Below are 12,187 nucleotides of genomic sequence, written 5' to 3'. Positions count from 1 at the left end.
CGATTGAACGATGAATTTGTTACAATAAATACATCCTGATACAGTGCAAAACAATCGAATCAAAAAATACTTCCGCAATTATTCCGCATGTATTTCCGAGGACAAATCAAAATTTGACTTTTTGTCATTTTTCGTGTAATATAGAGCGCAGTTTAGTACTGCATATATAATAATATGCAAAAAAATGAATCCAAGGGAGAACGATAGCATGGCAAAGGAAACGTTTGAGTTTCAAGCGGAGACAAAACAATTACTGGATCTGATGATCCATTCGATCTATACGAACCGCGAGATTTTTCTGCGCGAGCTGATTTCGAACGCGTCGGACGCGATTGACAAGCTCCACTTCGAGAGTCTGACAAACAGGGACATCCTCGAGGGGAACGATGCGTATGAGATTTTCCTCGTGCCGGATAAGAAGAGCAAGACGCTCACGATCTCGGACAACGGCATCGGCATGTCGCGTGCGGAGGTCGTGGAGAATATCGGCACGATCGCAAAATCGGGCACAAAGGCATTCATGGAGCAGCTCGCGAAGGCGAAGGAGGAGAGCGGCGGCGCGCCGGACAAGGATCTCATCGGTCAGTTCGGCGTGGGCTTTTACTCCGCGTTTATGGTCGCCGATCGAGTGACGATTGTGACGCGCCGGGCGGGAGAGACGAAGGCGACGCGCTGGGAGTCGGCGGGCGACGGCAGCTACACGATTGAGGACGCTGAGAAGGAGACGCGCGGCACGACGGTGACGATCCATCTCGCGAAAGAGTTCACGAAGGGCGAGACGGACTATACGGATACGTTTACGCTCGAGAATCTCGTGAAGAAGTATTCGGACTATGTGCGCTACCCGATCCGCATGAACGTCACGACGGAGGAGATGCCGCGCGACGATGAGGGCAAGATTATCGAGGGTGCGGAGAAGATCAAGAAGACGGAGCTGCGCACGCTGAACTCAATGCAGCCGCTCTGGACGCGCGCGAAGTCCGAGATCAAGGCGGAGGAGTACAACGATTTCTTCCGCGACCAGTTCCACGAGTGGGAAGCGCCGATGGAGGTATTCCACACAAAGGCGGAGGGCACCGTCGAGTATACAGCGCTCCTCGAGATTCCCGCGCGCGCGCCGTTTAACCTCTATCAGGCGGACTACGAGCCGGGCATCCAGCTTTACTCGCGCCATGTCTTCATCATGGACAAGTGCAAGGATCTCCTGCCGGACTATCTGCGCTTTATGAAGGGGCTCGTGGACTCGCCCGACCTCTCGCTGAACATCTCGCGTGAGCTTTTGCAGCAGAGCCGCGAGCTCAAGACCATCGGCCGCGCGCTCGAGAAGAATGTTCTCAAGACGCTCGGCAAGAAGCTCGAAAAGGAGCGTGAGGGCTACGAGAAATTCTGGAACGAATACGGCCGCATGCTGAAGATCGGCATCTACAACAGCATGTACTCCGGGCATGATACAGTGGATAAGCTGAAGGATCTCCTGCTGTTCCACAGCTCGAAGGAGGGTAAACTCGTCTCGCTGAAGGAGTACATCCAGCGGATGCCTGAGAGCCAGAAAAGCATTTACTACGCAACGGCGAAGGATCAGGCGACGATCGAGCAGCTGCCGCAGATGGAGCAGCTGCGTGAGCGCGGACTCGAGGTACTCTTCCTGCTCGACCCGGTCGATGAGTTCGCGATCGAGACGGTACACGAGTACGAGGGGAAAAACTTCCACTCGATCAGCCGCGGCGACTTGGGGCTTGACGATGCTGAGAGTGAGGCGGCGAAGAAGGAGACCGAGGATATCGCAAAGGCGAACGACGATCTCATCAAGGACGTCAAGGACGTGCTCGGTGACAAAATTGCAGAGGTCAAGATCTCGCAGCGCCTGCGTTCGAGTGCGGTCTGCCTGGTCGCCGATGAGACGGGGCCGTCGCTCTCGATGGAGCAGACCTTCGCCGAGATGAACAATCCGATGTTCAAGGCGCGGCGCATCCTCGAGATTAATCCGCACCACGATCTTTTTGCCAAGCTGCAGCAAGTCCACGCGGCGGGCAAGGACACCGAGGAGTTCAAGGACTACTGCGATCTCCTTTACACGCAGGCTCTCTTGATTGAGGGCATCCTGCCGGAGAATCCCGTCGCCTTTGCGCAGAAGCTCGCAAAGATGATGGCGAAATAAGGAGAAGCTGTGGAAGTCGAACTCTTTTCGTCACAGTTCTTTGTGGCCCTCTTTTCGATCATTATTCTGGATCTCGTGCTTGCGGGGGATAATGCCGTCGTGATTGCGATGGCGTCGAACCGCCTGGCTGCGCATTTGCGCAAACGCGCGATCTACGTCGGTACGGCGGGCGCGATCGTTATTCGTCTGGCCATGACATTCTTTGCCGTGCAGCTGCTTACGGTGCCGTATCTGCAGGCGATCGGCGGCCTTGTGCTCCTGCCGATCGCGGTAAGGCTCATGCGGCCCTCCGCCTCGGAGGAACACGTAGAGGCGGCAGATACGTTTGCGGGCGCGGTCAAGACAATTATCGTTGCGGATGCGGCAATGGGCATCGATAACGTGATTGCGATTGCGGGCGCGTCACACGGCGATTTTCTGCTCGTCGTGCTCGGTCTCATCATCAGCATTCCGATTGTCGTAGGCGGCAGCCAGCTGATCGGGAAACTGATGGAGAAATATCCCGTGCTCGTTGTGATCGGTGCTGCCATCCTCGGCTGGACGGGCGGCACGATGATTGTGCATGACCGCACGATCGGCCCTATGATCCTCGGCTTTGCACCGCAGGCTGAGACACTGATCCCGGCGGCGCTCGCAGGGATCGTATGCAGCATCGGCGGACGGAGACAGCGGAGCGAATAACATGGTTGGACTTGTGATTGTAACGCACAGCGCCGCGTTGGCGCACGGTGTCGCGGAGACTTGCCGGATGATGGCAAAGGACGCGCGCATCGCAACAGCAGGCGGCATGGAGGACGGCGGCTTCGGCACGAGTTATGCGCGGATTGTTGCGGCGATCGACAGCGTGTACGGTGAGGACGGGGTCGCTATTCTCATGGACGCGGGCAGTTCGATTCTGACGGTGGAGACGATCGTTGAGGAGATGGGCCATCGCCGGCTGCGCATGGCGGACTGTCCCGTTGCCGAGGGGGGCGTTGTCGCTGCCATCGCATCGGTCTGCGGAGCGAATCTTGATGAGGTCGTACGCCGTGCGGAGGAGACGCGCGCCGCACAGAAGATTGGCAATTGACATCACGAATACACAGTGTTACAATACAATACGAATGATGCTCTTTGAGGCGGGGTGAAAATCCCCACCGGCGGTACAGCCCGCAAGCCCCTGCACGGGGCACGATTCGGTGTGATTCCGAAGCCGACAGTGAAGGAAGTGAGTTGCTTCTGCAGTCTGGATGGGAAAAGGCGCGTCTTATTTGGACGATTTATGTGCCGCCGGAGGAGAATCCTTCCGGCGGTATTTTTATTCTGCTGCTTGCTTGTATGTGCCTCGCTGAACAAAGAGAATAGAACGGATCACTATGAATGAACAACGTGCTCTTGACGAATCCTATATGCGGGAGGCGCTGCGCCTTGCGGAATTTGCGCGCGGACGCACATCTCCAAATCCGCTGGTCGGCGCGCTTATCGTACGTGACGGTGTGGTCGTTGCAAACGGCTGGCACCGCGCGGCGGGCGAGCCGCACGCGGAGATCCATGCGCTGCGGATGGCAGGGGACCTCGCGCGCGGAGCAGCGCTCTATGTGACACTCGAACCGTGCGCGCATCACGGGCGTACGGGCCCCTGCGCTGAGGCCGTCATTGCGGCGGGGGTTGCCCGTGTAGTTGTGGCGCTCTGCGATCCGAATCCCTTGGTTGCGGGCCGCGGAATCGCGATGCTTGAGGCGGCGGGCATCGAAGTTGTGACCGGCGTACTCGAAGATGAGGCGCGTCGGCAGAACGAGACGTTTCTCAAATGGATTACGACGAAGCGTCCTTTTGTCACACTCAAGACAGCAATGACGCTCGATGGAAAGATTGCAAGCCGCACGGGCGCCTCTGCGTGGATCACAGGGGAGAGTGCCCGCATGCGCGTACATGAGTATCGCGACGCGTATGACGCCATTCTCATCGGCATTGGTACGCTGCTTGCCGACGACCCGAGCCTGACGGCACGTCTGCCCGATCGTCCGGGGCATCACCCGCTGCGCATCGTGCTCGACTCCGAAGCGCGGACGCCGATCTCTGCAAAGCTTGTGACGGACGGTGCGGCACCAACCGTGATCGCCGTGAGTGAGCGCGCCGATCCGAAGCGCATGAACCTCCTCCGTGCATGCGGCGCGGAGGTTGTGACCCTCGGTGCAGAGCGCGTGGATATCGGGTGCCTCCTGGACTGGCTCGGGGAACGCGAATGCACGTCGCTCTTTGTCGAGGGCGGTGCAGAGGCAAACTGGTCATTTCTCGCGGGGGGACATGCGGATAAGGTACACGCGTTTATCGCGCCGATGCTCATGGGCGGCGCTGCGGCACCGACCCCCGTCGGAGGGGCAGGCTTTGACAGCCCGCAGACGGCGCTTCGCCTCGGCGATGTGACGGTTGAACAGATCGGCATGGATCTTTTGGTTACAGGCTATCCGATTATCCCGTCGGAATGAGGAGGCGGCATGTTTACAGGAATCATTGAGGAGGTCGGCGTGTTCGGGGGGCTCTCGCGCGGCGAGATCACGATCGGCGCGCGCCTCGTCGTATCCGATGCGCATATTGGGGACAGCATTGCGGTCAACGGCATCTGTCTCACAGTGACGCAGTTCGACGCACGCGGTTTTCGCGCGGCGGTCATGCCGGAGACGATGCGGCGGACGTCGCTCGAGGGTCTCGCGCACGGGGCTCCGCTCAATCTCGAACGCGCACTGCTCCCGACCACGCGGCTCGGCGGGCATTTCGTCAGCGGGCACATCGACGGCGTCGGGCGCATCAAAGAGATGCGCGAGGAGGGCAACGCTATCCTGATGACGGTAGCGGCGGCGCCTGAGATCCTGCGCGGCATCGTGGAGAAAGGCTCGGTTGCCCTTGACGGCATCAGTCTCACGGTGGCGGCTGTGGGTGCGGCGGATTTTACTGTCAGCCTGATCCCGCACACCCGCACCGTGACAAATCTCGGCGCGAAACGAGCGGGCAGTTCGCTCAACATTGAGACGGACATTCTTGGGAAATACGCAGTGAAGCTGCTTGGCATCACCGATCATGCGGATAAGAGCGGCAGGGTAACGCAGGAGTTCCTTCTGCAAAATGGATTTTAGGAGAGATAGCATGTCAGACTTTGCAACAATTGAACAGGCGGTCGCGGACATCAGAGCCGGCAGGATGCTCGTTGTCATCGACGATGAGGACCGGGAGAATGAGGGCGATATCATCGTCGCCGCAGAAAAACTCACGCCCGCGCATATCAATTTTATGGCGACGTATGCGCGCGGACTGATCTGCACGCCGATCATCGGCAGCCGCCTCGATGAGCTTGAGATCGGGCAGATGGTGGAGAACAATACGGATAACCACGAGACTGCCTTCACGGTCAGCATTGACGCCTGCGATACGACGACCGGAATCTCGGCATTCGAGCGCTGCCACACGGTGAAGATGCTGATCGATCCTGCGGCGAAGCCGTTGAGCTTTCGCCGGCCCGGCCACGTCTTTCCTCTGCGTACGGTGGAGGGCGGCGTGCTGCGCCGCGCGGGGCATACGGAGGCGACGACGGATCTTGCGCGTATGGCGGGCCTCTATCCGGCGGGCTTGTGCTGTGAGATCATGGCCGATGACGGGCATATGATGCGTACGGCGGAGCTCATCGAATTTGCGAAAAAGCATGAGCTCCATATCATCACGATCAAGGATCTCATCGAGTACCGCAAGCATACGGAGACGCTGGTTCATCAGATCTCGGACGTTGATTTCCCAAGCAAATACGGACACTTCCGCCTGCTCGCCTACGAGAATACGCTCAATAACCGCTGCGATCTCGCCGTTGTCAAGGGCGATGTGCGCGGTAAGCAGAACGTGCTCGTGCGCGTGCACTCGGAATGCCTGACGGGCGATGCACTCGGCTCGATGCGCTGCGACTGCGGCGATCAGCTCACGGCGGCGCTCAAGCAGATCGAAGCGGCAGGCGAGGGCGTTGTCCTCTATGTGCGGCAGGAGGGGCGCGGCATCGGCCTTGCGAACAAGATGCGCGCCTATGCGCTCCAGGATCAGGGACGCGACACGGTGGAGGCGAATGTTGAGCTCGGCTTTGCGCCGGATCTCCGCGACTACGGCCTCGGCGCGCAGATCCTCGCCGATCTCGGACTTACAACGATCCGTCTCATGACGAACAACCCGGCAAAGCGCGCGGGACTCGAGGGCTACGGCCTGAAGATCGTCGAGCGCGTGCCGCTCGTTATGCATACGCACGAGTTCGACCGCAAATATATGACGGTTAAGAAGGAAAAAATGGGACATATGCTGACGGATGAGGAATTGGGAAACAAGTGAAAGGGCGCAAGGGATGAGAACGGTTTTACTGGCGCTTCTGGAACAGTATGCGGATTGGGAAGCGGCGTATGTATCGACAGGGATTCATATGCTTGGGCAAGGGAAATTTATAGTCAAGACGGCAGCCCTCTCGGAGCATGCGGTGACTTCGATCGGCGGCATCCAAGCTGTGGCAGATTATACCGTGGATTCAGCACCGGAGGATTACGATGCGCTGCTTCTCATCGGCGGAATGAGATGGCGCGAAGAGCGTGCACAACAGATTATCCCGCTGGTCAGGCATTGTTTGAAAAACGACAGACTGCTTGGCGGGATTTGCGATGCGGCTGCCTTTTTGGCGTCAATCGGCGTTTTGAATACGGTCAAACATACGGGCAACCGACTGTCCGCCTTGCAGGAGTGGCCGGGCACGGAGTACGAAGGCGCAGAGAATTTCCAGGCGCGACAATCTGTGCGCGATCAAAATATCATTACGGCGAACGGGTCTGCGCCTCTGGAATTTGCCAGAGAGGTTTTGACGGCACTTCATGTCGCTGAGAAAACTCTGATTGAGGATTGGTATACACTGCACAAGTTGGGATATTATCATGCATCGTCGCACAATCAATTTGTGAAGATGATGGAGGAGTAAGGAGAAACGGATATGGCAAACATCATCGAAGGATACATCAGCGGCAAGGGACTGAAGATCGGCATCATTGCCGCGCGGTTCAACGAATTTATCACGAGCAAGCTGCTCAGCGGCGCACTTGATGCGCTGCATCGCCATGAGACGGCGGACAGCGATATCGACATCGCATGGGTGCCGGGCGCGTTCGAGATCCCGCTCGCAGCGAAGAGAATGGCGGGCAGCGGCAGATACGATGCCGTCATCTGCCTCGGTGCGGTTATCCGCGGCGCGACGACGCATTACGACTACGTGTGCAGCGAGGTCTCGAAGGGCGTGGCGCAGGTCGGCCTCCAGACGGGCGTGCCGACAATCTTCGGCGTGGTGACGACGGAGAACATTGAACAGGCGATCGAGCGTGCGGGCACAAAGGCCGGCAACAAGGGCGCAGACTCTGCGATGGCAGCGATGGAGATGGCAAGCCTCTTGAAGAAGATGTGAGGCACGCGATGAAGATTGGAATTATCAGCGACACCCACGGACATGAGGGTGCGTGGGTGCGCGCCTGTGAGCAGTTTTTCACGGGTGCAGATCTCATTCTCCACGCGGGGGACGTCGCCTACCACGGACCGCGCAATCCGATGAAGGCAGACTATAATCCGATGGGGCTCATCGAGCGCATCAACGCCTCGGAGATTCCCGTCATCCTTGCTAAGGGGAACTGCGACTCCGATGTGGACGCGAGCTGCCTCGAGGTGCCTCTTATGTCCCCCTATGCCTACGTTGTATGGGAGGGGCGGCGCATCATCGTTACGCACGGCGATGCGGTCATGACGGATACGGAAAAAGACAGGGCGGCAAAGCATCTGAAGGCAGATCTTTTCATCAGTGGTCATATTCATGTGACCGTTCTCGAAAAGCGCGGCAGCACGGTGTTCCTCAACCCCGGGTCTGCGGCCCTCTCGAAGCGCTCCGATGGGCGCAATACCGTCGCCGTTCTCGAGAACGGAAGAGCTCAGATTTTTGATATTGAGACGGGCGATGTCCTGCATGAACTCGCTCTGGATTGGTAAGGATAAAATGGATCAACTGGTAAAAGCTGCGGCAGCAGGCGGCGAACTGCGTATATTTGCAGCGGTGACCACGAACCTCGTCGCCGAGGCAATGCGCCGGCATGACTGCTGGCCCGTTGCGGCGGCAGCACTCGGACGCACGATGACGGGCGCGCTCCTCTTTGCCGCAAATCTTAAGAATAAGGAATCGGTCACGATTAAGTTCAAGGGCGACGGCCCGCTCGGGACTGTCACGGCGGATGCGACGGCGGAGGGCTATGTGCGCGGCTATGTCGATCATCCGCACGTCCATCTGCCGCTCAATGCGATGGGAAAGATCGATGTCGGCGGCGGGATCGGCAGGGGACTTCTGTCCGTTACACGTTTTACAGGACTGAAAGAGCCGGTGACGGGAAGCGTTCATATCGTGAACGGGGAGATTGCAGAGGATCTCATCAGCTATCTCTATACCTCCGAGCAGACGCCGTCGTCCATTGGGCTCGGCGTTTTGGTCAGCCCGGAACTCGAGTGCCTCGGCGCCGGCGGTTTTTTCGTTCAGCCGATGCCGGGCGCATCGGGGGAGACGCTCGACCGTGTTGAGGAGAACCTCAAGACGATATCCTCCGTCTCCCACATGGTCGAGGCGGGACTGGATGCCGCAGGGATCATCGAAAAAGTCTTTGGCGGCTTCGACGATGTGAAGATCCTGTCCGCAACGGATCTTTCCTTTCGCTGCAACTGCTCGAAGAACTATATCACCGACCGCCTCTTGATGCTCGGTGAGGAGGACCTGCGGTCGCTTCGCGACGATGGTCGGGCAGAGGTGAAATGCCACTTCTGCGGCGCGGCGTACAACTTTGACCGCGAGGAACTCAGCGCCATCTACAATGCCGCAAAGAAAATGCGTGCGATGCGCGCTCCCGTCGGGGCATGAGAAGGAACATGCGCCTTTTGCGCGAGGAAGAGACAGTGATTGCGGGCATTCCTGCATGCATTCGGTATAAGAACATCAAGAACCTCTATCTTCGTGTTCGCCCGCCGGACGGACATATTGAACTGAGTGTGCCGTATCATACGGCATATGCAGATATGGAAAACTTTATCAGCCACAGGCGCGCATGGATTGATGAGCGCCGGCGGCTGATTTGTGCGCGTGCGGAGAACGATCCGCCCTGCTGTGGGGAAGGAGAGCATCTTCGCCTCTGGGGAAAGGAATATCGGATCATGCACCGTCCTCTCCTGCGCGGGAGATCATATGCCGAACGCACAGACGGAGCGATTGTCCTTCATGCGGCGGAGGGCGCAGATGCCAAGCAGCGGCGTGCGGCACTCGATGCCCTCTATCGCACAGAACTCGCAGCAGCAATCGAGCGCGAAGCACCTGCGTGCGAGGAAATTGTCGGCAAACATGCTTCTCGTTGGCGCATCCGCGCAATGAAGACGCGCTGGGGCAGCTGCAATATCCGCACAGCGGCGATCACGCTGAACCTGCAGCTCGCACAGTACGATGTGCGCGCCCTGCGCTGCGTCATTATCCATGAGCTGACCCATCTCTGGGTGCGCGGGCATGACGCGCGTTTTTATGCACGCATGGATATGTATTTTCCGGACTGGCAGGAAATGCGGCGCATGCTGAACGGCTGGGCAAGAGCAGATGGAATTTGACAGCAAAAAAGAACGCTCCGGATGGAGCGTTCTTTTTATGCCGTACTTTATTTCGCCGCGCCGATTTGTTCGGCTTCCTCTACCGGGGCGAGACGCCCTGTGTGTACATCGTAGACATAGCCGTGGATCGCAACAGAAGCGGGGACAAGCGGATGCGTGCGCAGACGCTGCACATCGCGCACAACGCTTTCCTCGATCGTGCCGCTGATCGGCATAAAGTCGATGCTGTGCGCCTCTGCCGCATCGCGCCCCTGCGCTGTGGCGTCCTCCGCGAAGCGCGCGCGCGCTTCCTCATTTGTAAATCCCTGCATGCCGCAGTGTGTGTGCTGGATAACGAACCATTCGTTCGTGCCGAGCATCTTGCAGGAGATGAGGAGGGAGCGGATGACATCGTCCGAGACGCGGCCGCCCGCATTGCGGATGACGTGCGCATCGCCCTCGGCGATCCCCGCAAACTTTGCGGGATCGAGACGGCAGTCCATGCAGGTAACGACGGCAAAGCGGCGCACCGGATGGTGCGGCAGACGACACTTATCGCCGAACGCAGCAGCATAGCGCTCGTTTGCTGCGCGGATTTTTTCGATGTTCGTTCCCATGGTCATCTCGTTCTCTCCAAAATATTTACGAAAAAACCGTCCGGCATGCCGGACGGCTTCTTCTATGCACTGATTGCTCAAACGGCACGGTCAACGTTGCCGGAACGCAGGCAGCGCGTACACACATTGACGTGTTTCACTTCACCCTTCACAAGGGCGCGGACACGCTGAATATTCGGCTTCCACTTGCGTTTCGTCTTTACATGGGAGTGGCTCACGTTGTTGCCGCTCATCGGGCCCTTGCCGCAGACCTCGCATACACTTGCCATTGCTACACCTCCTCGGCGCGCACTTCATCCAAGCTGCGCGCAATACCAGAACATTATACTATGATTCCTTCTATTAGGCAATACGTTGCAAAAATTTTTTCCTGCACCATCATATATGCCTATGGGACAATAGTAGGATTTTATCTGTGAAAAATGAAAAACATTCAAGTTTTTCTTGAAATTTCGGAAAAAAGTGGTATGCTAGGCATAGAAGGAAAATGTCATTTACGGGGTGTGGTTATTTGTTTCACAGGGCTGTGCGGACGGCCCGAGAAAGAGGGGGATTCAGATGATTTCATTACTGGGGAAGACACGACAGATCAATCGCCTGCTCCAGCGCTCAGAGAGCGTTGAGTATGACGGCATTTCGCGGGTGCTGAGCAATGTCCTTGAGGCGAATGTCTACATTACCGACGAGAGAGGAAAGATCTGCGGATACGCGTTCTTCGATGATGATGATCTCATGGTGAATGAAGCAATCGAGCTGGGGCAGTTCCCGCGCAAGTATGTTGATTGGCTCAATCGGCTTGAGGAGACGCACGCCAACATCCGCATGGATGCAGAGGGCGCTTCCTATGAGCAGGAGATGGTGGAGCTCTTTCGCGGGCAGAATATTGTCATCACACCGATCTACGGCCCGCGGCGCAGACTGGGGACACTCGTCGTGGCAAGCAGCAAGAAGGAGTTCGGAGACCCTGATCTCCTGCTCTGCGAGTATGGCGCGACAGTTGTCGGCATGGAGATGCTGCGCGACGCATCGCAGCGCAATGAGATTGAGGCGCGTCAGCGCGAGGCCGTACGCATCGCCGTTGAGACGCTCTCCTACTCCGAGCGCAAGGCGGCACATGCCATCCTGCAGGAGCTTGCGAGCCAGGGGAAATTCGAAGGACGGCTGATCGCTTCCCGCATCGCGGACGAGGCGAAGATCACGCGCTCGGTGATCGTCAACGCGCTCCGCAAGTTCGAGTCGGCGGGCGTCATCGAGTCGAAATCGCTTGGCATGAAGGGGACGTTTGTGCGCGTGACGAACGCGTACCTCATGGAGAAACTGCCAGAGCTCGAGGAGTATGCCTCCGACGCTCAGTGGGCGAATCTCGGCAGCGGCGTCAACATCTGATGCCCGTATTGCAGCACAAATAAAAGATGTTGACAAGCTGTTAAAAATCCCATATAATTGCGTTCGTGAGTGTGCGGCGGATGCCATGCAGGCAGTCCGCCGCATCTTATCATGTTCGGCGCGTTGGTCAAGTGGTTAAGACACCGCCCTTTCACGGCGGCTTCACGGGTTCGAATCCCGTACGCGTCACCAAGAACGGCCCGGTAGTTTAGTTGGTTAGAATGCCGCCCTGTCACGGCGGAGGTCGTGGGTTCAAGTCCCATCCGGGTCGCCATTTTCCTCTTGCCTCGGTAGCTCAGTTGGTAGAGCAGGGGACTGAAAATCCCCGTGTCAGTGGTTCGATTCCGCTCTGAGGCACCACCGTGGATTTGAATCTCCAGTA

At 57.8% G+C, this 12,187-nt stretch carries 14 protein-coding genes, 3 tRNA genes and 1 riboswitch; of the genes, 15 read left to right on the top strand and 2 right to left on the bottom strand.

What is annotated here, in order from left to right:
- The first annotated feature begins 208 nt into the window (after window positions 1-208).
- The 11 genes from htpG (at window position 209) to HMPREF7545_RS05290 (ending at window position 9,823) form a co-directional block, all read left to right on the top strand.
- Window positions 209-2,158 (top strand): molecular chaperone HtpG, encoded by a 1,950-nt coding sequence (htpG, locus tag HMPREF7545_RS05340; RefSeq protein WP_040571228.1) that lies wholly within the window; start codon window positions 209-211, stop codon window positions 2,156-2,158.
- A gap of 9 nt (window positions 2,159-2,167) precedes the next feature.
- Window positions 2,168-2,839: a TerC family protein gene (locus HMPREF7545_RS05335; RefSeq protein ID WP_006694669.1), complete on the top strand. Its 672-nt coding sequence runs from the start codon at window positions 2,168-2,170 to the stop codon at window positions 2,837-2,839.
- A 1-nt stretch (window position 2,840) separates the two neighbouring features.
- On the top strand, window positions 2,841-3,227 hold the full coding sequence (locus HMPREF7545_RS05330; protein WP_006694668.1) for a PTS-dependent dihydroxyacetone kinase phosphotransferase subunit DhaM: 387 nt from the start codon (window positions 2,841-2,843) through the stop codon (window positions 3,225-3,227).
- A gap of 37 nt (window positions 3,228-3,264) precedes the next feature.
- Window positions 3,265-3,403: riboswitch (FMN riboswitch) on the top strand.
- Between the two features lie 110 nt (window positions 3,404-3,513).
- Window positions 3,514-4,626, top strand: a complete 1,113-nt coding sequence (gene ribD, locus HMPREF7545_RS05325; protein WP_006694666.1) for a bifunctional diaminohydroxyphosphoribosylaminopyrimidine deaminase/5-amino-6-(5-phosphoribosylamino)uracil reductase RibD — start codon at window positions 3,514-3,516, stop codon at window positions 4,624-4,626.
- Between the two features lie 9 nt (window positions 4,627-4,635).
- On the top strand, window positions 4,636-5,271 hold the full coding sequence (locus HMPREF7545_RS05320; protein ID WP_006694665.1) for a riboflavin synthase: 636 nt from the start codon (window positions 4,636-4,638) through the stop codon (window positions 5,269-5,271).
- Window positions 5,272-5,281: 10 nt separating this feature from the next.
- Window positions 5,282-6,499 carry a bifunctional 3,4-dihydroxy-2-butanone-4-phosphate synthase/GTP cyclohydrolase II gene (locus HMPREF7545_RS05315; RefSeq protein WP_006695815.1) on the top strand — a complete coding sequence of 406 codons (1,218 nt, stop codon included), beginning with the start codon at window positions 5,282-5,284 and terminating at the stop codon, window positions 6,497-6,499.
- A gap of 13 nt (window positions 6,500-6,512) precedes the next feature.
- A complete protein-coding gene (locus HMPREF7545_RS05310; protein ID WP_006694663.1) occupies window positions 6,513-7,130 on the top strand; it encodes a DJ-1/PfpI family protein in 618 nt (205 codons plus the stop codon).
- 12 nt (window positions 7,131-7,142) lie between these two features.
- Complete coding sequence (ribH, locus tag HMPREF7545_RS05305) at window positions 7,143-7,607, top strand: 6,7-dimethyl-8-ribityllumazine synthase (protein WP_006694662.1); 465 nt, start codon at window positions 7,143-7,145, stop codon at window positions 7,605-7,607.
- An 8-nt stretch (window positions 7,608-7,615) separates the two neighbouring features.
- A complete protein-coding gene (gene yfcE / locus HMPREF7545_RS05300; RefSeq protein ID WP_006694661.1) occupies window positions 7,616-8,179 on the top strand; it encodes a phosphodiesterase in 564 nt (187 codons plus the stop codon).
- A 7-nt stretch (window positions 8,180-8,186) separates the two neighbouring features.
- Window positions 8,187-9,092 (top strand): Hsp33 family molecular chaperone HslO, encoded by a 906-nt coding sequence (gene hslO / locus HMPREF7545_RS05295; RefSeq protein ID WP_040571271.1) that lies wholly within the window; start codon window positions 8,187-8,189, stop codon window positions 9,090-9,092.
- Window positions 9,089-9,823, top strand: a complete 735-nt coding sequence (locus HMPREF7545_RS05290; protein WP_006694659.1) for a M48 family metallopeptidase — start codon at window positions 9,089-9,091, stop codon at window positions 9,821-9,823. The genes hslO and HMPREF7545_RS05290 overlap by 4 nt, the downstream gene beginning before the upstream one ends.
- 47 nt (window positions 9,824-9,870) lie before the next feature.
- Here HMPREF7545_RS05290 and HMPREF7545_RS05285 read toward each other — a convergent pair whose 3' ends face one another.
- Window positions 9,871-10,419, bottom strand: a complete 549-nt coding sequence (locus HMPREF7545_RS05285; protein WP_040571270.1) for a beta-class carbonic anhydrase — start codon at window positions 10,417-10,419, stop codon at window positions 9,871-9,873.
- A gap of 77 nt (window positions 10,420-10,496) precedes the next feature.
- Window positions 10,497-10,688, bottom strand: a complete 192-nt coding sequence (gene rpmB, locus HMPREF7545_RS05280) for a 50S ribosomal protein L28 (protein ID WP_006694657.1) — start codon at window positions 10,686-10,688, stop codon at window positions 10,497-10,499.
- Between the two features lie 289 nt (window positions 10,689-10,977).
- On the opposite strand from rpmB, the gene codY reads away from it, so the two are divergent.
- The 4 genes from codY to HMPREF7545_RS05260 all read left to right on the top strand — a co-directional run bounded on the left by codY (window position 10,978) and on the right by HMPREF7545_RS05260 (window position 12,165).
- Window positions 10,978-11,805 carry a GTP-sensing pleiotropic transcriptional regulator CodY gene (codY, locus tag HMPREF7545_RS05275; RefSeq protein WP_006694656.1) on the top strand — a complete coding sequence of 276 codons (828 nt, stop codon included), beginning with the start codon at window positions 10,978-10,980 and terminating at the stop codon, window positions 11,803-11,805.
- Window positions 11,806-11,922: 117 nt separating this feature from the next.
- Window positions 11,923-11,997: transfer RNA gene (locus HMPREF7545_RS05270), tRNA-Glu, on the top strand.
- Window positions 11,998-12,002: 5 nt separating this feature from the next.
- Window positions 12,003-12,079 (top strand) — tRNA-Asp (locus tag HMPREF7545_RS05265).
- A gap of 10 nt (window positions 12,080-12,089) precedes the next feature.
- Window positions 12,090-12,165, top strand: a tRNA-Phe gene (locus HMPREF7545_RS05260).
- Window positions 12,166-12,187 lie beyond the last annotated feature (22 nt).

It is taken from the genome of Centipeda noxia ATCC 43541, from assembly GCF_000160555.1.
Classification (GTDB): domain Bacteria; phylum Bacillota; class Negativicutes; order Selenomonadales; family Selenomonadaceae; genus Centipeda; species Centipeda noxia.
Note: the sequence above shows the minus strand (reverse complement) of the source record. Positions and strands in the feature narration are given on the sequence as shown.